The sequence below is a fragment of the Vibrio sp. IB15 genome, assembly GCF_016406055.1.
In the GTDB taxonomy this organism is placed as follows: Bacteria; Pseudomonadota; Gammaproteobacteria; order Enterobacterales; family Vibrionaceae; genus Vibrio; species Vibrio chagasii.
Genome location: NZ_JAEFCE010000076.1, coordinates 1 through 20,933 on the forward strand (window position 1 = coordinate 1; position 20,933 = coordinate 20,933).

The window sequence follows — 20,933 nt, forward strand, 5'->3', positions numbered from 1 at the left end:
TAGTTCAAAAAAAATCCCCAAGCGTGGCTTAGGGATTTGTGTATAAGAGACAGCCTATTAAAGGAGCCTCTAGTATCATCATTTTTCAAAGTAGATGAGCGAAGTTCAAGGAGCTCACACGGAGTTTGCGCTAGCAAATGAGTATGTGCGACACAGAAATTCGTTCACTCTACGCAGAAAAAATTAAGCGTAAACAGGTAGACGCTTACAAATTTCTAATACTTTTGCTTTAGTTGCTTCGATAACAGACTCATCACCCATGTTATCTAGGATGTCACAGATCCAACCCGCTAGCTCTTTCGCGTCTGCTTCTGAGAAACCGCGACGAGTGATAGAAGGAGAACCAATACGGATACCTGACGTTACAAACGGGCTACGTGGATCATTTGGTACTGAGTTCTTGTTTACTGTGATGTTTGCTGCACCTAGTGCTGCATCTGCTTCTTTACCTGTGATGTCTTTGTTGATTAGGTCAACTAGGAACAGGTGGTTCTCTGTAGAACCTGAAACGATGTTGTAACCACGCTCAAGGAATTCAGCAACCATTGCTTTTGCGTTAGCAACTACGCGTGCTTGGTACTCTTTGAATTCTGGCTCTAGTGCTTCTTTGAACGCTACTGCTTTACCAGCGATAACGTGCATTAGAGGACCACCTTGGCCGCCAGGGAATACTGCTGAGTTCAGCTTCTTGTAAAGATCTTCGCCTTCGTTAGAAAGGATAAGGCCACCACGAGGGCCTGCTAGCGTTTTGTGCGTTGTTGTTGTAACAACGTGCGCGTGTGGAACAGGGTTCGGGTAAACACCTGCCGCGATTAGACCCGCTACGTGAGCCATATCTACGAATAGGTAAGCACCTACTTTGTCCGCGATTTCACGCATGCGCTTCCAATCACAGATTTGAGAGTAAGCAGAGAAACCACCGATGATCATCTTAGGCTTGTTCTCGATAGCCAGCTTTTCCATCTCTTCGTAATCGATTTGACCTGCTTCGTCGATGCCGTAAGGGATGATGTTGTAAAGCTTACCAGAGAAGTTTACTGGAGAACCGTGAGTTAGGTGACCACCGTGCGCTAGGCTCATACCTAGAACTGTGTCGCCTGCGTTTAGTAGCGCCATGTATACAGCGTTGTTTGCTTGAGAACCTGAGTGAGGCTGTACGTTTGCGTACTCAGCACCAAACAGCTCACATGCACGTTCAATTGCTAGAGTTTCAACTTTGTCTACGTACTCACAACCACCGTAGTAACGCTTGCCTGGGTAGCCTTCAGCGTATTTGTTTGTTAGCTGAGAACCTTGAGCTTCCATTACACGTGGGCTTGTGTAGTTTTCTGAAGCGATAAGTTCGATGTGCTCTTCCTGACGAAGAGTTTCTTCTTGAATAGCTGCGAATAGATCCGCATCGTAATCAGCAATGTTCATGTCACGCTTAAGCATCTGTATCTCCTGACTCAGATTGTACTGAAAGTTTCAAAAAAACCACACAACGACCGAAAGCAAACGTTTCCGTCACCGTTTTGATGTGACGCATTCTACATAATTTGATCTAGGTCATAAAGAGCTAATTGCAATTTTATCATGCCGTTTTTTCATAATCACAAATAAGATTCATCATGGTTATCGGGCTTATCCAACCAAAGATGTTCCTTACTGTCAATTTTACGATTTACACCCTGTAAAACGCAGATTACATAGGTTTACCTTAATTTTGCCCCTCTAGCTACCGAAAGCTTAAGTTTTTCTCTACTATGCACGCCTTTATTGATTAGGTAATTATTAAAACGATGGAAAAACACTCACGTAAAGAAGATTGGATTGCAGTCCTGACGGGCACGTTTTTAGTAGCGTTAGGCGTCTTCTTTTTACAGTCTGCGAATCTGCTTACCGGAGGCACTACTGGTCTGGCTCTACTGTTGAGTCAATTTTTGCCTGTAACCTTTGGTATTTTATACTTTGCCGCTAACTGTCCATTCTATCTATTGGCGTGGAAACGTTTTGGTCACAGCTTTGCGATCAGCAGTGCGATTTCCGGTGCTTTAGTGTCTGTGTTTGCCGATCATTTATACTTGGTTATTTCGCTCGAAGTTCATAATGAGATCTACTGTGCCGTTGCCGGTGGTTTATTGATGGGCTTGGGTATGCTGATTCTGTTCCGCCACCGTTCTAGCCTAGGTGGCTTCAACGTCTTGTGTCTATTTATTCAAGATCGCTACGGCATCTCAGTGGGTAAAACTCAAATGGCGATCGACGCGTGTATTCTGTTTGCCTCGTTCTTCTTTGTATCGCCTTGGGTGATTGCAGTGTCAGTGCTAGGTACAGCAGTACTGAATATCGTACTAGCGATGAATCATAAGCCTACACGCTATTCGGTGAACTACGCGTCTTAACACCAGCTATCCAATCAATGAATTACTAGCTGTTTTTCATAACGAAAACAGCTAGTATTTACCTTTTGCGCACCCTATCCAGCACAAATAGCTCACTTAAAGATTAGCCAGATTGAATTAATGTAAGTGGAGCAATCCAAAGCCTTGTTGGCAAACTTATGACCAACTGGGGTACTGAAGGTCATGAGCTTTATTTTATGATTAGATAGACCTTAAGAAAGTGAGCTGACTACCTAGCCCTCAATCAACAAAATACGAGTTTCGTAAGGACGCAAGACTTGATGATGCGATGTTACTGAATCGTCTGCCTCTTGATAGTTAGAAAGCACACACTTGGCATTCGTCATATCAAAACGCTCAGGTAAAGCACATTCCGTCTCTTCACCATAATAGTTATTAATACACAGCAGAGTCTGCTCTTCAGTCTCACGAGAATACGCAAATACTGATGGGTGCTCAGGTAGCAAATCTTGATAACTACCATGAGTAATCACAGGCACTTCTTTACGAAGTTCAATCAAACTCTTGTAGAAATAGAACACCGAGTCTTTATCTTCCAGTGCTTGCTCTGCATTGATCTCAGGGTAGTTGTTCGCAACATCCAGCCATGGCTGAGCTTTTGAAAAGCCCGCGAATGCTTCGCTGTTCCACTGCATCGGAGTACGAGAGTTATCACGAGACTTCTGCGCTAGAATCGCCATCATATCTTTATGCTCCACACCATCGCGATTGACCATGATGTCGTACATGTTAGTGCTCTCGACATCGCGATACTGGCTAATTTCGGTATAACCTGGATTCGTCATACCAATCTCTTCACCTTGATAAATATAAGGTGTGCCTTGCATCATGTGGACAGACGCAGCCAGCATTTTAGCCGACTCAACACGGTAGTTCTTATCATCACCTAAACGGCTCACCACTCGCGGTTGGTCATGGTTACACCAAAACAGCGCGCCCCAACCTTTTCCATTTAAGCCCGTTTGCCAATGGTTGAAGATCGATTTGAGTTGCAAGAAATCAAATGGTGCATTGGTCCACTTCTCACCATTGGTGTAATCCACTTTAAGATGGTGGAAGTTAAACACCATCGATAGCTCGCTGTTATCAATGTTCGAATACTGCTGACAGTGCTCCAATGTAGTTGAGGACATCTCGCCTACTGTCACGCTGCCATACTTCTGGAATACCGCTTCGCTGATCTCTTTTAGATATTCATGCACACGTGGGCCGTCTGTGTAAAAACGGCGACCATCACCGATATCATCATTAGGGAAATCTTGCTGCTTTGAAATCAGGTTAATCACGTCCAAGCGGAAGCCATCGACGCCCTTCTCAGCCCAGAAGCTAATAACGTCTTTCACTTCTTCACGTACGACCGGATTCTCCCAGTTCAGGTCGGCCTGCTCCTTGGCAAACAGGTGAAAGTAATATTGACCAGTCGCTTCGTCTAACGCCCATGCATTACCGCCAAACTTGGATTGCCAGTTAGTTGGTGCTTCGCCGTTTACAGGATCTTTCCAGATGTAGTAATCACGATAAGGGCTGTTTTTATCACCCAATGCGGATTGGAACCATGCATGCTCAGTGGAAGTATGGTTAACCACAATATCCATCACGATACGAATACCACGCTGATGCGCTTCAGCCAGCAACAGGTCGAAATCTTCCATGGTGCCAAATTGAGGGTTAATCGCGTAGTAATCTGAAATGTCGTAGCCATTATCGATCATTGGTGATGCGTATACTGGCGTTAACCAAATCGCATCAACACTTAAGTGTTTGAGGTAGTCCAGTTTCGAAATGATCCCTTTAATATCACCAGTACCTTTGCTGCCACTGTCACAGAAGCTCTTTGGGTAGATTTGATAGATGGTTGCGGTTTTCCACCAGCTTTCATCATGTTCAGTTATCGCCATCTCTAACACTCACTTACCAAAAAATAATAAATAAAAATCACCATGTTCACATGGTCGATAGAAGTCGTTTCTAAGGGAAAAAGCGATGACTGGATTGAAATCACCGCTTATTAAGATGCGCTACGCGTTTGCTGTTTCGAGCTCACCTTTTGACTGTGCACGCTTGTAGAAGAACAGCGTTAAAGTCACTGGCAATACAATCGCTACCAACATCGCCACTAAATAAACAGACCAATATTGCGGTTGAATAGACAAGATTCCTGGCAAGCCGCCCACACCGATGCCGTTCGCCATCACGCCTGCGCTACCACAAATAGCGGCTGCTGCGGCACTACCTATCATTGCGCTCAACATTGGGAATTTGTATTTAAGGTTGATACCGTACATCGCAGGCTCTGTTACGCCTAGGTAGGCAGAAATTGCAGCTGGAACCGAGATATCTCGTTCACCTTCGCGTTTACTTAAAATAATGATGCCAACAACCGCTGAAGCTTGTGCAATGTTAGATAACGCAATCAAAGGCCAGATTGGCGTGCCGCCTAAGTCTTGCATCAACTGCAAATCCACTGCGTTGGTTGTGTGGTGAATACCCGTGATAACCAAAGGTGCGTAAAGGAAACCAAATACCACTGAACCAAGAATCGCGAAGTCACCGGTCATGGCCACTTTCGCTGCAAATGCGACGCCATCACCTAGCATACGGCCGAATGGACCAATAAAGGCGTGAGCCAGAATCACAGACAAAATGATCGATACAAATGGCACAACCACAAGGTACAAGTAAGCAGGCACGATGCGCTTAAGGTTGGTTTCAATGAAGGCTAATGCCACACCCGCGAGCATCGCAGGGATCACCTGTGCTTGATAGCCAACTTTCTCAATCACGAAAAAGCCAAAGTCCCACACTTCAGGAACGGCTTTACCTATCATGTAAGCGTTCATCAACTGCGGCGACACTAAGGTCACACCGAGCGTAATACCCAAAATAGGGGTTCCGCCGAGCTTCTTAACCGTCGCCCAACACACACCAACCGGTAGGAAGAAGAAAATCGCTTCGCCAATAAGCCATAAGAAAGAGTGAACGGTTGCCCAGAATTGGCTGATTTCAACTAAGGTTTTGCCATCGAACATGCGAATGTCGCCAATCACATTACGGAAACCAAGAATCAAACCACCAGTAATAATGGCAGGCAGCAGTGGCACAAAAATTTCGGCTAAATGGGAGATACCACGCTCAAGGAAGTTCATGTTCTGACGAGCAGCCAATTTCGCTTCATCCTTTGATGAGGCCTCTTTGCCCGTTTGCTCAATCAGCAGTGCATACACTTCGTCAACTTCGGTGCCAATCACCACTTGAAATTGGCCTGCATTAGTAAAGCAGCCTTTTACTAGCTTGAGCTTTTCGAGTTCTGCTTTATTTGCCTGATCTGTCTCATTCAATACGAAACGTAGTCGAGTCAGGCAGTGGCTGACACTCGCAATATTCTCTTTACCACCAACTAACTCGATAAGACGCGCAATGTCTTGCTTCGCTATCTTACTCATACTACCCCACCCTGGTTTTATTCAATGACTCATCTAAATCATTGAGTAATAACCACTCAGATTTAGATCAATGGGAACATTCCCAAAAGTGGTTATTATAATGCCTAGCTGAATGATAAATTAAAATGGGAACAGTCCCATTAATTGAAAGAGATCACAGTCTAATTTTAATCTAAGCAGTTCAGTTTCGCTTAGTTGAATGGATTATTGAATCGGTGATTGGGTGTGATGAGAGATCTCTGTGTTACCTAAAAGTTGAGAGATCAATAGATTAGCAGCTAGTTTACCCGCTGATTGGTAGCCCGGATCAATACTAAAGACCCGAGGGAATAGGAAAGAAAGAAGATCGTTACCGCCGACACCAGTCACCACCACATCTTCACGTTGTCGTTCTTGCAAGCGTTTGATGACCCCAAGAGCGAGAGTATCACTGGCACAGACAATCGCTTGAGTCGTTGGAGTGAGTACCTCATCCACCAACTGATAAGCGCTTTCATGATGAAGTTGACCAGTACGATAGTTCGCTATCACTCTACTGTCCTCGCACCAATCTAGGTAAGCTTTTAGACGAAGTTCACCGGTTGATTTATCGCTAGGATCAACCCCAATGAAACCAACATCAGAGATCCCCTGATCCGTTAAATACGCCAACGCCCTATTGATCACCTGTTGGTTGTCATAGTTAATCGAGGTTACGTTCTCAGTGTCCAGCGCAATGACCACGGCTTTATGTCCCCACGCTTCGATCGCGGGGATATCGCAATCCGTGAAGCCAAACACAATGATGCCATCAACGTTACGACGCTTTAGAACTTGTAGGTGCTCGTTGGCTTTTTCTCTGTCGAGCTGGCTTTCCATGATCACCACATCGTAGCCCGCTTGGTACAACTCAGACAGCATGGTGCTGACGGCTTTGTTTTCAGAAGGAGAATCCAAACGAGAGATGATCACGCCAATCACTTTTTGGCTACCACCACGCATCGATTGCGCAGACTTTGAAGGCGTATACCCAGATTCTTGAATTACTCTTTCTACCCTTTCACGGGTTTCAGGTTTCACTTTAGGATCATTGGTCAGAACGCGAGATACGGTCGACTTACCAACACCAGACAGCTTAGCAATATCAAGAATAGTGAGTTTTTTGCTCATAAAAGGTCTAACGTCAAAGGAAGGAAAAGAAGCGGTGAGGGCATCCACCCTCACTTAACTGTTTGTAAATCTTAGCGATTAAAGATGGCTTACTTGCTGCAGTTTCGATACACCACACGACCAAGTTCTAGGCGTGCGTTATCACCTTTGGTACGTAAAGTAACGCTGTTGATTAACTCTCCAGTACCATCATCTAAGATGTACTTGGTTCCTGAGCCAGCCGCTACTTGAGTCAGGCGGTATTCATTTTCAGGTAAACGTAATACCGCTTTTTCATTATCAAGGTAAGCCACTTCAAATGAAACGTCAGACTCACATTGATAAGTCACGAATTGATTGTCCGATGTAGCACTGTCAGGCGCTGCTGACTTAGAGCAACCCATTAGTGCTACCGTACATAGAGATGCTACTAACATAGCTTTCATACTTCGTTCCTCATCTTTATACCATTGAAGGTAGTGAAATGTCTTAGCCTTTTAGGAAAGCAGGCACGTCCGCAATGCTATCAAGGACAACACTTGCCAAGGCTTCACCCTTTTCAGTGATTGGTTTACCGGTTCTTACCAATACCTTAGTGCCAACACCTGCCGCTTCTGCAGCCATCATGTCTTCAGCTTTATCGCCGATCATCACAGAGTTAGCCATATCAATCTTTAGAAAGTCACGCGCGGAAATGAACATGCCAGGCTTTGGCTTACGACAATCACAATCTTGTTTGTAGTCACCAATGCCGTGTTCAGCGTGGTGAGGGCAGTAGTAAATACCATCTAGCTCAACGCCATTATCGACAAAGTTCCAATCCATCCACTGCGTTAAAGAGAGAAAACGGTCTTCACTAAACATGCCACGAGCAATACCAGACTGGTTCGTCACAAGCACCAATAAATAACCCATATCTTTAAACGCTTTCGCCGCTTCAAACACACCATCGATGTATTCAAAATCATGCTCATCATGTACGTAGCCGTGATCAACGTTAATCACACCATCACGATCTAAAAAAACAGCAGGTTTAGACAAAATTTTGTTCTCTATCAACTCTCTATTAATCATTAATTATTACACGCTTTATTTGCTTCATCACTATCTATTTAGTTTTGCGTTCGTTAACGATTTGTTTCCATCTCAGCAATACAATCGACGTTTAGCCGTCTAGACGTAAAAATATCTATTGACTTAGATCACGGAACACCATAGCATCATCTGTAAATCGAGCGAGCTATCGACATATTATTCTGTTCTACCTGCACGGGTTTCTCTATGATTAAAGTGAATCAAGTCAATAAGGTTTTTTATCAAGGCACTAAAGAAATCAATGCCTTAATTGATATCAACCTCCACATTCCTCAAGGTCAAATCTTTGGAGTCATCGGCTCTTCAGGTGCAGGCAAAAGTACCCTAATCCGCTGTGTAAATATGTTGGAAGCCCCAACTTCAGGTGAAGTGATTGTTGACGGTATCGACCTAACAAAACTGAGCAAATCAGAACTTAGCGAAGCACGCCGTAACATCGGCATGATTTTCCAGCACTTCAACCTGCTGTCTTCTCGTACTGTATTTAACAATGTAGCACTACCTCTAGAACTAGCTGGTAAAGATAAAGCGGTTATCGAAGCGAAAGTCAGCGAGCTCCTTGAACTGGTAGGCCTTGCAGACAAGCGTGATACTTACCCTGCAAACCTAAGTGGCGGTCAAAAGCAGCGTGTCGCGATTGCTCGTGCATTGGCATCAGACCCGAAAGTACTACTGTGTGATGAAGCGACCAGTGCTCTGGATCCCGCAACCACTCAATCGATTCTTGAACTGCTGCGTGAAATCAACCGCAAGCTAAACATTACTATCCTGCTTATTACGCATGAAATGGATGTGGTTAAGAGCATCTGTCACGAAGTGGCGATCATCGGTGGTGGTGAATTGGTAGAGAAAGGCACGGTTGGCGATATCTTTGCGCATCCTAAGACTGAGTTAGCGCATCAATTTATTCGTTCAACCTTAGATCTAACAATCCCTGAAGATTACCAAGCGCGCTTACAAGAAACTCGAGTAGATGGCAGTTACCCTCTGGTACGCCTGGAGTTCACAGGTGCAACCGTTGATGCTCCGCTAATGACGCAAATCGCTCGTAAATTTAATATCGATGTCAGCATTCTAAGTTCTGACCTTGATTACGCTGGCGGCGTGAAGTTCGGCATGATGGTGGCTGAACTGTTCGGCAACGAAGTAGATGATAATGCTGCTATCCAATTCCTACGCGATAACAATGTAAAAGTAGAGGTGCTTGGTTATGTCCTTTAGTTTCAACGAGATTGCTGACTGGATCAGCCTTAACGGTAACCTTCTATTAGAAGCAACTGGCGAAACACTTTACATGGTTGCTGTGGCAGGCATTGTTGGCTTTGCTGTCGGTATTCCCCTAGGCGTGATTCTACACACCACCAAAAAAGGCGGTTTGCTAGAAAACACTAAGCTTAACCAAATTCTTGGTGCGGTAGTCAACGTAGGCCGTTCAGTACCTTTCTTGGTATTGATGGTTGCGATTATCCCACTGACTAAGATGCTGATTGGTACCTTTATCGGTACAACAGCGGCAATTGTTCCACTGACTATTGGCGCAATCCCATTTGTTGCTCGTCTTATCGAAAGTGCACTGCTTGAAGTACCAACAGGTCTAGTAGAAGCAGCGCAATCAATGGGCGCGACACCAACACAAATCATTAGCAAAGTTCTGCTTCCTGAAGCACTACCGACTATTATCAACTCAGTAACCATCACACTCGTTACCCTAGTGAGCTACTCAGCAATGGCAGGTACAGTTGGCGGTGGCGGCCTAGGCGATGTGGCTATTCGTTACGGATTCCACCGTTACGATGTGACCATCATGGCAGTGACCGTAGTGATGTTGATTGTGCTTGTACAAATTATTCAATCGATCGGTGATTCATTAGTTCGCCGTGTTGACCACAGATAAGACTCAGCGTTTACACGCAAACAATCTAAGAACAGAGTCGTCTGAACCAAATTAAATAGATTTATTAAAAGGAGATTATTATGAAATTTAGCCTTAAAGGTTTACTAACTATCGCAGCGGCAGCTTCAGCGCTAGTTCTAGCAGGTTGTGGTGATAAAGAAGTCGACACTTCTAAAGTAAAAGTGGGTGTAATGGCAGGTGCTGAAGCTCAGGTTGCAGAAGTTGCAGCTAAAGTAGCGAAAGAGAAGTACGGCCTAGATGTTGAACTAGTAACGTTCACTGATTACGTAACACCAAACGCAGCACTAGATGACGGTTCTATCGACATCAACGCATTCCAACACGCACCGTACCTAGATCAGCAAGTGGCTGACCGTGGTTACAAACTGACAATCGCTGGTAACACGTTTGTTTACCCAATTGCGGGTTACTCGAAAGAAGTGAAATCGGTAGATGAAATCCAAGATGGCGCGCGCATCGCTGTACCAAACGATCCGACAAACCTAGGTCGTTCTCTACTGCTTCTTGAGCAACAAGGTCTACTTGAGCTTCGTGAAGGCGCTGGTCTTCTAGCAACAGTACGTGACATCGTTAAGAACCCTAAGAACCTAACGATTGTTGAGCTAGACGCAGCACAACTACCACGTTCTCTTGATGACGTAGCTCTGTCTGTCATCAACACAACTTACGCGAGCTCTATCAACCTGACTCCACAAAAAGATGGCGTATTCGTTGAAGACAAAGAGTCTCCATACGTGAACCTAATCGTGTCTCGTGAAGAGAACCTAAACGCTGAGAACGTACAAAACTTCGTTAAAGCTTACCAAACTGAAGAAGTGTACAACGCAGCTTCTGACATCTTCCAAGGTGGCGTAGTTAAAGGCTGGTAATCTGCCTCGCTTCACTACCCTATAGATACCAAAAGGGGCTGACATTGTGTCAGCCCCTTTTTCGATCACTCGAAGCTCACTCATGAGCCTATCGTGCTAAGAACACCGTCGTTACTTTAGCTGATCCCAAGAGATGTTTGATACCAAACGGCAATCATCACACTTGAAATAGAAAATATCGTGGATCGGCGCATCTAGCAGCCATTCGCCACCACATTGCGGACATTTACGCTCTTTTTCGTCTTTCAAACTAATGCCACCTACACGGTACAAGTAGTAGTAAGTAGGAATCTTAGTCAGATACTCGATACGCCCTCTTAAGCCCCAACCGCGTTTAAACAGTACGCTTTTGGTATCGCTGATTTCCGTCAAGGTCGCGTGTTCAGCTCGACAACCACCACCCATTTGTACTTCATCACAGGCTTGCCATTCCGTCTGCCATTTCAGCACGGCTTTATGGTCGCCATTAAAGGTAGGTGGATTACGGTATAGTGGGATCGGCAACAAGCTATCACCACTGCGTAGCGGTGAACAGGTATGCACAAAGGTGGTGTACAGTACTTGCCAACTAGGCGCTTCATCTTCAGCCACTTCTTCTGAGTTCAAATCTCGACCCAGCAAGCGCATTTTAGGAGTAAGCAGGCTCGCATTAGACAGACGATCTAAGCACACTTTCACAAAATCTGAGTGATTACGGGGGTGTAAGCTATCTTGCTCCGGGCAGACAACACGAACGTAAAACTCGCCGTCACCCATCACGATAGGAAACTCACGGCCTAGCACTTGTCCGTTATAACGCAGTGCATCCATTAAGCCATTCACCGCCTTGTCGACAGCGCTTACCGTTGTGTTATCAAAACACTCAAATTGAAGTTCTAGTACGTACATCTATCTATACCGCTGGTTGTAACTTTTCTAAAAACTCAGCCAATGTCTCAGCGAGTACATCACGATTTTTGGTGCCTAAGCGCTCTAAAATCACGTTGCCAGTTAAGTTACAGATAGAGATAACATCCAGCTCTGCATCAGTCGCTGCGATGAAAACCGTCGGTTTCAGCTTTAGACGACGCTGCGTTACCAAGTGACCTAGAATGTTTTCTTGCAGGCATTCGAAGTCTTCATCACTCCAAATTTGCAAAAGTGTCAGCTCATTACCGTCAAACGTCGCATTCATATCTGCGCTGTATTGAGCGCCATAGAAGATTTTGATGTCTTCATGCAGCGTTAGCTCGATGCCTGTTTCTACGTTAGTAAAATCAGCGAATTGCTCACGTGGGTAGTGTTTCCATAACACAGCGTCACCGCTCTTTTCTTCTACGCATGGCGATACGATGTCCACCAACTCCTCATTGCGAGGTAAGCTTTGGTGTTGCTGTTGCCACGCGTCAACGTATCGCTGACTAAAAGAAACCAGTGCGTCTTGAGCACGTTGAGTCATGAAAATCTCCTAAACACATAATAATAAATAGAATCTGAGCCTTTCCTTGCCAAATAAGCTTGTCTAATAAGCGATGACGTAATGACAGGGTAAAGGGGATTCAGTAAAATCGACCCCATTCTAATCGAATTTGAAACGAAAGTATGAGCAAATATTCTGACGCAAAAGAACTAGCGGGTTTAACGCTGGGCCAAAAAACTGAGTACTCTAACCAATACGATGCAAGTTTATTGCAACCAGTACCGCGTAGCCTGAATCGTGACGATCTAGCGCTAAACGGCGAGTTGCCTTTTGTTGGTCATGATATTTGGACTATGTACGAGCTTTCATGGCTGAATACAAATGGCCTGCCACAAGTGGCGGTAGGTGAAGTTTTCATCCCAGCAACGAGCCCAAATTTAATTGAATCAAAATCTTTCAAGCTGTATCTGAACAGCTACAACCAGACTCAATTCGAAAACTGGGAACAAGTAACTGAGCGCTTAACTCAAGATCTGTCGGCATGTGCGGGCGAAGCTGTGATCGTGAATGTTAACTCGGTAACCGACTACACCAACCAGCCTATCGTGACGATGGAAGGTGAATGTATCGATAATCAAGATATCCAAATCACTAGCTACGACTTTGAAGCGTCACTGCTTGAAGGTGCTGCTGGCGAGCAAGAGGTGGAAGAAACACTTCACAGTCATCTATTAAAATCGAACTGCTTGATCACCAATCAACCAGACTGGGGTAGCGTTGAGATCGCATATTCAGGCAAGCAAATTGACCGTGAAGCCCTGCTGCGCTATTTAGTTTCATTCCGTGAGCACAACGAATTCCACGAACAATGTGTTGAGCGTATCTTCACTGATATCATGAAATACTGCGTGCCTTCGAAGCTAACTGTGTTTGCACGTTACACGCGTCGTGGTGGTCTGGATATCAACCCATACCGTTCAACAGAGCAAGATAGACCAAGCCACAATAAGCGCATGGCTCGCCAATAATCGGCAAACCACACACTTATTTGGCACCTACCTAATCTTTAAAGGACACTGAAATGCGTTGGTTATACGTTGTTAGCCTATTTATTTTAAGCTTGAGCACCTCGGTGAATGCGTCGGTCTATTCTTCGGCGCTACTCAACGAAGCCAATAACTTGGTTGAGATAGAACCAAGCCAAGCAAAAAAAATGGCCAACAGCTACCTGACGCTGCGTGTCCTTTCTGATCAGCGCGAGAAAAGCCCTTCAGCGATTTCTCGCGAAGAGACAGACTCTTCGATTCGTACCCCAAACAGCAGTATTGATGCTTACAAGATCTTAGCGAAAGCGGAGTACAACCTTGGCAATATTCGTATTGCGATCAAGCACATCGAAAAAGCCTCTGAACTCGCTAAAACCTACAAGCTCGACTACCTAAAGGTGGATCTTGAGATACTAAAAGTTCGCTTAGTTTGGCTCAATGACAGAAAGTCAGACAAAGCCAAAGCCGAACTAGAAACCATCGAAGCGAACCTAGAATCAGTCAGTAAAACCTTGCGTTTAACGGAAGGTATCACCTACCGCTTAATCATGTTGAAAGCAGACATTGCGTCATACGACAACAAGATCGATGAAGCGGAGAAGTACTACCAAGAAGCCAAGAATTACCTAGACCAACGTTATTCAGAAAAAGTATCCATCGACTACCACATCGCAGTCGGTGAGTTTTACCTGAACCATAAAGAGTACAATCACTCTCTGTCTGAATTGCTATATGGTTACTGGAAGTCAGTAGAAGGTAACCTGAGTGCACGCTTAGCAAAAGTTAACCGTCTGCTTGCACAGCTGTTCTTTGAGCGCCAAGTGTTAGACAAAGCACTAGAGCACCTATCTCAAGCCGCTGATTTCTATGACAACTTTGAAAATTCGCCAGTATTAGCTCAAGTGCTAAAGAAAATGGGTGATGTGTACTTCTACCAAGGCAAATACAACCTTGCCCTAGTGCATTTCTTCAATGTGTTAGACCACGAAAGTACTGACCGAGATATCTACCAAGTCATCGATATTCGCTTAAGTTTATCAGCGACTTACCTGCGCCTTTATAATTACCCTCTTGCAGAACAGTACCTCACCCGTGCCCTTGAGCTGCTCGAGTACACTGACATTCCAAAACTGGAAGGTCGCGCTGCGCTGCTGTCAGCTGGGCTGGCTTACCACCTGCAAGAGAGCGAAGATGTTATCAAGCATGCAACACGTGCACTCGAGATCTCACGCCAAGTCGAGAACTCTCGCTTGTCACAACGCTCATACTACTTGCTCTCTTTGGGATACGAACAAGCAGGTCGCCCTCAACAGGCACTCGCTAATCTCAAACAATACAACAGCCTAGTCTCTTTAGAGCAGCAAAAACTCAACCGTGTTGGCGAAGATGCATTCCGCCAACAGAAAGAGTTTGCCGAGCAGACCTTACACTACGCAGGACAAGCTCAAGAGCTAGAGAAATACAAACTTGAACATCGCAAGTTCCAGAAGATCGCGTTCGCACTATTCCTATTCAGCATTGTGTTGTTCTTCTTTGTGTTACGCCGAGGCTACATTATTCAAACCTTGGCCAAAGAGGTGGATTCACTGCGCACCGACCTCTTTACGCACTCGCGTTCGAAACTGCCGAACCTAAGAATGCTCAACGCCAAACTGTCGAACTCTTTAGAGCAAACCAGCCAAACCTTTGAACAATGGCAGATGGGTGAATTGATTCATGAGCCATTGAATGACCGTCTGCGCTTCGTGATGATTGATTTGCCTTTCCTACGCAATATGTACACACAGAACGGCTATAAAGCAGGTCTAGAGCTTGAAGATTCGTTCGGTGAGTTCCTCAAGTCGAAACTGGAAGGTCCATCTCGCGTCTACCACTTCTCGGATGCCAACCTGCTCTATATCGAACCTAATTCAGATCGAGATTCATCGCCTGAAGCCATGTTCAGAAAGGTTCAATCTTGGGTGAATGAATTCGAGACTGAACGCAATATCAATCGCACGGTTCGCATGGGCATCGCTGACTACCCATTCTTGCCACGCGCGTACACTGCGATTAACGATCAAGAGTTATTAGATGTGCTACTGATGTCGACAAACCTGGCGCGTGAGATAAGTCTCAAAGAGCGCAGCAGCCAATGGGTATACCTCAAAGCTATCGACAATGCACCGGCTGCGAGCCTTGCAACCGGTAACATAAGAGAAGCGTGTAAACATGCGATTAATCAAGGGTTAATAAAGATACAATCCTCGTATCAGAATGAGGACAACATCAAAAAAATGCTAAAAGATGACTGATTTGCGAGCGGTTAAGACTTGCAACTCGTGACCTTATTTTTAGTTTTGTTATTATCGGTGTAACGGAATTTCATCAAAATGATCGAGATCGATCTACGCGGCGCTAATTAATACATCTATGGGCATTCTTGAAAAAGACATTCAGGCGCAACTCCACCAGCTGAAATTTCAGTTGGAGCAAGTTCGTTTGACGCAAAGAGACACCTCGTTCAAATTTATTCGCGAACAGAAAGTTTTAAAGCGAATCGTCACATCTTTAAGTGACGCGTGCGTTGGCAGTAATAGCCATTTAGATGAAAACCTCATTGCCCTTAGGGAAGAGCTAGAAAAACAGAAAGATATTAGCTCGATGATCCCAAAGCTGGCAGTACTAGAAAGGATGCTGAAGCAGAAAACCTTGGCTATGGATAAACAGAACGGATATCTGGACGATAGCATTAAGCACAGTGGGGAGACGCTGCAACGCATAACCGGCCTTCCAGCACAGCTCAAGCGCGACCTACGAAACTTACTTAGCTTCTCCGAATGCAATGGTAGTCAGAAAGTCGACCATGCAATAAAACTGCTCGGTATTTATGAGCGTGCCATAAAGATCATGGCGAATAACTCACGCTCTCAGTTCGCCGACACTGCACACAGCCCAGAACAAGAACTCCTTTCTGACCTATCAAACGAATTACAACATCTGATTACCGAACTCGATTTTGAGGGCGAATCAGGTGATGTGCTGACCGATATTCGCGCAAAGCTATTGCTTGGTGTTTCTACACAGAACCTGCTTGAGCTGACACTTCAGATCCTCAAGCTAGTGATTGAAGGCACCACACTAGAGCGTAAAAAATCTGAGCAGTTTATCGACCAACTCAACGCGTCACTCGCATCGAGCATAAAAACCGCAGACCAGAATACCGATCAAAGCCAAAGCTATTTTGAGCATCGCCAAGGTCTAAACTCTGAGCTCACTGAGCTGGTGAGCAAAAGCCAAAGCTCAGTTGAGAGAGCGAAGGATATTGATAGCTTAAAACAGTCGATCAATCCTCTACTCAGTGAAATCGCCTCTCTATCTGAAAGGTTGAATCACGCCGAGCAAAAAGAGCAAGCACTGATCGAACGAATGAGCTACGGAAAAACTCAGCTCGATTCCCTATATGAAGTTACTCAAGATTACCGTAAGCGTTTAGAAGATCAGGCTCAGCGTATGCTGCTTGACCCTCTAACAAAGGTGTACAACCGTACTGCGTTTACCGATCGTTTAGAGCTTGAGTACCGCCGTTGGATTCGCGCACAACACTCGCTACGTGTAGTACTGCTTGATATCGACAATTTCAAATCGATTAACGACAGCTTTGGTTACACTGCGGGCGATAAAGCCCTAAAGATCATCGCAAGAACCATCACCAAAGAAGCCAGCACTACCGATACCGTAGCGCGTTTTTCTGGTGAAGAATTTATCTTATTGCTTCCAGAACAAACCGATGAATATTGCCATCAGGTGATTCAAAACATTCAAACTCAGGTAAGCCGTTTACCATTTAAGTTCCGTGACCAACAAATCACGATAACTTTATGTGCTGCAAGTACTCAGTTCAAAGAGTCAGATACACCAGAAGAAGTATTAGAGCGACTCAATAAAACTTTAAATAAGGCAAAACAGCGCGGAACCAACCAACTTGTTTGGCACTAAGTGGCCTTAAATTTAATTTATTTCATTTTTTCAAATACTTATCACATACCAATTTCCTCAATGTTTGCTAAGCTAATGATTAACATTCGCTTAACAAGCATTCTTGGCAAGCAATGCCATATATTCGCTCTTGAGCAGTTTATATAATCCATTAAGCAACGCTGTCGTATCCGTTTCGTCTGGTTAACTCTCTCACCTTTAACCAAACACTTTCAACGTTTGCTTCTCACTCTCGAGTCAGAGGGTTACTTAACTGTCTCCCCTGCTCTTATCAACAAGGAGGCACTATGATCACTCATATTAGCCCTGCCGGTAGCATGGATTTACTCTCTCAACTTGAGGTTGAGCGTCTTAAGAAAACCGCATCTAGTGATCTGTACCAACTGTATCGTAACTGTACGTTAGCGGTACTTAACTCGGGTAGCCATACCGACAACTCCAAGGAATTGCTCGATAAATACAAATCGTTCGATGTAGAAGTCGTACGCCGTGAGCGTGGTATTAAGCTCGAACTGAGCAATCCGCCAGAGCATGCCTTTGTTGATGGTGAAATCATCAAGGGTATTCAAGAACACCTATTTTCAGTGCTGCGTGACATTGTGTACGTCAACATGCACCTAGCCGACAACCAAAGGCTTAACCTAACCAACGCCACTCATATTACTAACCTAGTGTTTGGTATTTTAAGAAATGCTGGAGCATTAACTCCGGGTATCGAACCTAACCTTATCGTGTGTTGGGGCGGTCACTCAATCAATGCCAGCGAATACCAATACACTCGTGAAGTCGGTAATGAACTAGGCTTGCGAGAACTCAACATCTGTACCGGTTGTGGACCGGGCGCGATGGAAGGCCCAATGAAGGGGGCGGCAATTGGTCACGCGAAGCAGCGTTACACCGATCACCGTTACCTAGGTCTTACTGAACCATCTATCATTGCGGCTGAGCCACCAAACCCTATCGTGAATGAGCTAGTGATTATGCCAGATATTGAGAAGCGTCTTGAGGCGTTTGTTCGTATGGCGCACGGCATCATCATCTTCCCTGGCGGCCCAGGTACTGCCGAAGAGCTGTTGTACATCTTAGGTATTATGATGCACCCGAACAATGCCGATCAGCCAATGCCGATTGTATTAACGGGCTCAAAGGAGAGTGAAGCCTACTTCCGCTCAATTGATAAATTCATTGGCGAGACATTAGGTCCAGAAGCACAGAAACATTATGAGATCGTGATTGATGACCCGGCTCGCGCCGCGAAAATCATGAAGCAAGCTATGCCGGATGTCCGTTCTCACCGTAAAGAGACCGGCGATGCCTACAGCTATAACTGGTCACTGCATATTGAACCTGAGTTCCAACTGCCGTTCGATCCGACTCACGAATCGATGGCGGCACTCGACCTACACATGGATCAGAAAACAGAGAGCCTTGCGGCGAATCTGCGCAAAGCGTTCTCGGGCATTGTTGCGGGTAATGTCAAAGCTGAAGGTATTCTAGAGATAGAAAAACATGGCCCATTCATTATCGATGGTGATAAAGAGCTAATGACCAAAATGGACCAACTGCTTAACGACTTTGTTGAGCAACATCGAATGAAGCTACCGGGCGGGACCGACTACGTGCCTTGCTATAAAATCGCCTCTCGTGATTAAGGCGTTTACGTTACCAACGTTTCAACTCACTAACTGATACGTTACTATAAGGGGCTAGCAGCCCCTTTTTTATTGCCTATTTAGTGGAAACTTATGTCTATCCATCTTGTTATTATCGATGCCTTGAATCTCATCCGACGCGTGCACTCGGCTCAGCCGGATCCAACCGATATAGCAAGAACCATCACCACGACAACTCGAACTCTAAATAAGATTACTTCAGAGTCTAAGCCGACTCATATCATCGCGGTGTTTGATCATCACCTGCAAGACCGAGGCTGGCGCGCGGAAGTACTGCCTGCTTACAAGCAGAACCGTAAACCCATGCCAGAGCCGCTCATGCAAGGCCTTGATGCGATCCAACAAGCTTGGTGGGAATTAGGAATAGACTCGTTACTGTCCGATGGTGATGAAGCGGATGACTTGGTTGCAACACTGGCAAAGAAAGTTGCAGACCATGGCGAGACCGTAACCATCATCTCTACAGACAAAGGCTACTGCCAACTGTTGTCGCCTACCCTGCAGATCCGCGATTATTTCCAACATCGCTGGTTAGATAAGCCCTTTATCGAGGCGGAATTCGGCGTAAAACCAGAGCAGCTTGCAGATTACTGGGGGTTAACCGGTGTAAGCTCTAGCCAAGTGCCAGGCATCCCTGGCGTGGGGCCAAAAGCAGCAAAAGAGATATTAACTTCGTACCCCGATATTGAAACTGCATACCAAGCGGAAGACTTACCGAAGAAATATCGTAAGAAGTTTGATGAACACATTGAGTCCGCTCGAGTGTGTAAGCAAGTCTCTGCTCTCAAAACAGACATAGATTTAGGCTTTAACCTACAAGATATTCGTTACGAAGCGAGCTCTTAGCTCTATACAAAACCCTTTGTTATACCAAGTTCCATGTCTCGTCCTAAAATACGTTGACAGTTTTTTACTAAGCCAACAGCGCCGACTGTTGGCTTTTTTCATGCACCTCATTTGGAGTTTTCATCATGAGACTGAGATGTGGCCTCATATTGTTATAGATATTGATAGACTCTTTTACTAGTCGTTTAAGCTCCTCAAGATTCTTACATCTATCAAGTAAGAACTCTTGTTTCAGGATCCCATTTATTCTTTCTGCTAAGGCATTTTGGTAGCAGTCATAACCATCTGTCATCGAAGGCATTATGCCGCTAGTTTTCAATTTATCTTGATATACACCTGAGCAATACTGCAGTCCACGATCTGAATGATGAATACAAGAATGATGATATCGACGCCCTTTGATAGCCATATCTAGCGCTTTCACGACATCCGTCGCTTTCATTTCATTACTCAGCTCATAGCCCATTATTTTTCGGCTAAACGCATCCGTAACCAATGATAGGTAGTGAACTCCTTCATCAGATTGGACATAGGTTATGTCGCTCACCAAGACACTCTCTGGACTACATGGCTTGTAGTCCTTTAATAAGTTCGGGTGTTTCTTCATCCAATGCCGACTATTGGTCGTTTTTGTAAAACTACGCTTAGGTCTTACCAACAATCGCTCAGCGCGTAAGTAGTTGAAAAGCGCATCTCGGCCTAACTTGATACCTTGCTCTTGTAGTCTGGGCTTTATTAAAAAATAGAGCTTCCTAGTACCAACCCGAGGCATATAACGCCTAATATCTAACACCATTTTTTTAATCGGTTTAAGCTCTAACCGACGATGATGAGCTCGCTTTTCTCGTTGATAAACACTCTGCCTTGTTATGCCGCAAAGCCTACATACCCGAACTAAACTTATTCCTTCCTGTTTTTGAAGGCTTCTTGCTCCTTGGCTAGATACTTTTTTCTCAGACTGGTTCCGTGCTCAGCATCAAGAATATCAACCACTCTATTTAAGAAGAGGTTCTTGATTTTTTCGTCTTCCAACTCTTTCTCAAGACGTTTTATTTTCTGTGCAGGCGACTCTTTAGGCTTCGGTGATTGGCTCATGACATTCATCCTTGGATTTTGCGCCCAATTCATCTTACCGT

The 20,933-nt window shown here is 44.9% G+C and carries 17 protein-coding genes and 1 pseudogene; 9 read left to right on the forward strand and 9 right to left on the reverse strand.

Annotated features, from left to right (window positions below; translation table 11 throughout):
• Positions 1-183 precede the first annotated feature (183 nt).
• Positions 184-1,434: a serine hydroxymethyltransferase gene (glyA, locus tag JC606_RS20580; RefSeq protein WP_004738553.1), complete on the reverse strand. Its 1,251-nt coding sequence runs from the start codon at positions 1,432-1,434 to the stop codon at positions 184-186.
• 347 nt (positions 1,435-1,781) lie between these two features.
• On the opposite strand from glyA, the gene JC606_RS20585 reads away from it, so the two are divergent.
• Positions 1,782-2,384 (forward strand): YitT family protein, encoded by a 603-nt coding sequence (locus JC606_RS20585; protein ID WP_198779331.1) that lies wholly within the window; start codon positions 1,782-1,784, stop codon positions 2,382-2,384.
• A 233-nt stretch (positions 2,385-2,617) separates the two neighbouring features.
• On the opposite strand, the gene treC is transcribed toward JC606_RS20585, so the two are convergent.
• From treC to gmhB, 5 genes are all read right to left on the reverse strand, one after another.
• Positions 2,618-4,303, reverse strand: coding sequence for an alpha,alpha-phosphotrehalase (gene treC / locus JC606_RS20590; protein ID WP_198779332.1), 1,686 nt, complete (start codon positions 4,301-4,303; stop codon positions 2,618-2,620).
• A 120-nt stretch (positions 4,304-4,423) separates the two neighbouring features.
• Entirely contained in the window at positions 4,424-5,848 is a 1,425-nt protein-coding gene (gene treB / locus JC606_RS20595; protein ID WP_137408247.1) for a PTS trehalose transporter subunit IIBC, read from the reverse strand.
• A 204-nt stretch (positions 5,849-6,052) separates the two neighbouring features.
• A complete protein-coding gene (gene treR, locus JC606_RS20600) occupies positions 6,053-6,997 on the reverse strand; it encodes a trehalose operon repressor TreR (RefSeq protein WP_137408248.1) in 945 nt (314 codons plus the stop codon).
• Between the two features lie 89 nt (positions 6,998-7,086).
• Positions 7,087-7,422, reverse strand: coding sequence for an MliC family protein (locus JC606_RS20605; protein WP_004738543.1), 336 nt, complete (start codon positions 7,420-7,422; stop codon positions 7,087-7,089).
• Between the two features lie 43 nt (positions 7,423-7,465).
• Positions 7,466-8,017 carry a D-glycero-beta-D-manno-heptose 1,7-bisphosphate 7-phosphatase gene (gmhB, locus tag JC606_RS20610; protein WP_004738542.1) on the reverse strand — a complete coding sequence of 184 codons (552 nt, stop codon included), beginning with the start codon at positions 8,015-8,017 and terminating at the stop codon, positions 7,466-7,468.
• A 240-nt stretch (positions 8,018-8,257) separates the two neighbouring features.
• On the opposite strand from gmhB, the gene metN reads away from it, so the two are divergent.
• The 3 genes from metN to JC606_RS20625 all read left to right on the forward strand — a co-directional run bounded on the left by metN (position 8,258) and on the right by JC606_RS20625 (position 10,855).
• Positions 8,258-9,292 (forward strand): methionine ABC transporter ATP-binding protein MetN, encoded by a 1,035-nt coding sequence (metN, locus tag JC606_RS20615; RefSeq protein ID WP_137408249.1) that lies wholly within the window; start codon positions 8,258-8,260, stop codon positions 9,290-9,292.
• The gene (locus JC606_RS20620; protein ID WP_008222912.1) at positions 9,282-9,965 is read left to right on the forward strand and encodes a methionine ABC transporter permease; all 684 of its coding nucleotides are present in this window, start codon (positions 9,282-9,284) and stop codon (positions 9,963-9,965) included. The genes metN and JC606_RS20620 overlap by 11 nt, the downstream gene beginning before the upstream one ends.
• An 80-nt stretch (positions 9,966-10,045) precedes the next feature.
• Positions 10,046-10,855 carry a MetQ/NlpA family lipoprotein gene (locus JC606_RS20625; protein WP_198779333.1) on the forward strand — a complete coding sequence of 270 codons (810 nt, stop codon included), beginning with the start codon at positions 10,046-10,048 and terminating at the stop codon, positions 10,853-10,855.
• A gap of 111 nt (positions 10,856-10,966) precedes the next feature.
• On the opposite strand, the gene JC606_RS20630 is transcribed toward JC606_RS20625, so the two are convergent.
• Positions 10,967-11,743 carry a Zn-ribbon-containing protein gene (locus JC606_RS20630; protein WP_004738535.1) on the reverse strand — a complete coding sequence of 259 codons (777 nt, stop codon included), beginning with the start codon at positions 11,741-11,743 and terminating at the stop codon, positions 10,967-10,969.
• 4 nt (positions 11,744-11,747) lie between these two features.
• On the reverse strand, positions 11,748-12,293 hold the full coding sequence (gene syd, locus JC606_RS20635; RefSeq protein WP_137408251.1) for a SecY-interacting protein: 546 nt from the start codon (positions 12,291-12,293) through the stop codon (positions 11,748-11,750).
• Positions 12,294-12,436: 143 nt separating this feature from the next.
• On the opposite strand from syd, the gene queF reads away from it, so the two are divergent.
• The 5 genes from queF (at position 12,437) to xni (ending at position 19,797) form a co-directional block, all read left to right on the forward strand.
• Complete coding sequence (gene queF / locus JC606_RS20640; protein WP_198779334.1) at positions 12,437-13,282, forward strand: NADPH-dependent 7-cyano-7-deazaguanine reductase QueF; 846 nt, start codon at positions 12,437-12,439, stop codon at positions 13,280-13,282.
• Positions 13,283-13,335: 53 nt separating this feature from the next.
• Positions 13,336-15,594: a tetratricopeptide repeat protein gene (locus JC606_RS20645; RefSeq protein ID WP_137408253.1), complete on the forward strand. Its 2,259-nt coding sequence runs from the start codon at positions 13,336-13,338 to the stop codon at positions 15,592-15,594.
• Between the two features lie 118 nt (positions 15,595-15,712).
• Complete coding sequence (locus tag JC606_RS20650; protein WP_137408254.1) at positions 15,713-17,278, forward strand: sensor domain-containing diguanylate cyclase; 1,566 nt, start codon at positions 15,713-15,715, stop codon at positions 17,276-17,278.
• 287 nt (positions 17,279-17,565) lie between these two features.
• The gene (gene ppnN, locus JC606_RS20655; RefSeq protein WP_102423038.1) at positions 17,566-18,930 is read left to right on the forward strand and encodes a nucleotide 5'-monophosphate nucleosidase PpnN; all 1,365 of its coding nucleotides are present in this window, start codon (positions 17,566-17,568) and stop codon (positions 18,928-18,930) included.
• Positions 18,931-19,023: 93 nt separating this feature from the next.
• On the forward strand, positions 19,024-19,797 hold the full coding sequence (xni, locus tag JC606_RS20660; RefSeq protein WP_137408255.1) for a flap endonuclease Xni: 774 nt from the start codon (positions 19,024-19,026) through the stop codon (positions 19,795-19,797).
• Between the two features lie 67 nt (positions 19,798-19,864).
• Here the strand turns inward: xni and JC606_RS20665 are convergent.
• Positions 19,865-20,933: pseudogene (locus JC606_RS20665) on the reverse strand (IS3 family transposase); the annotation flags it as partial.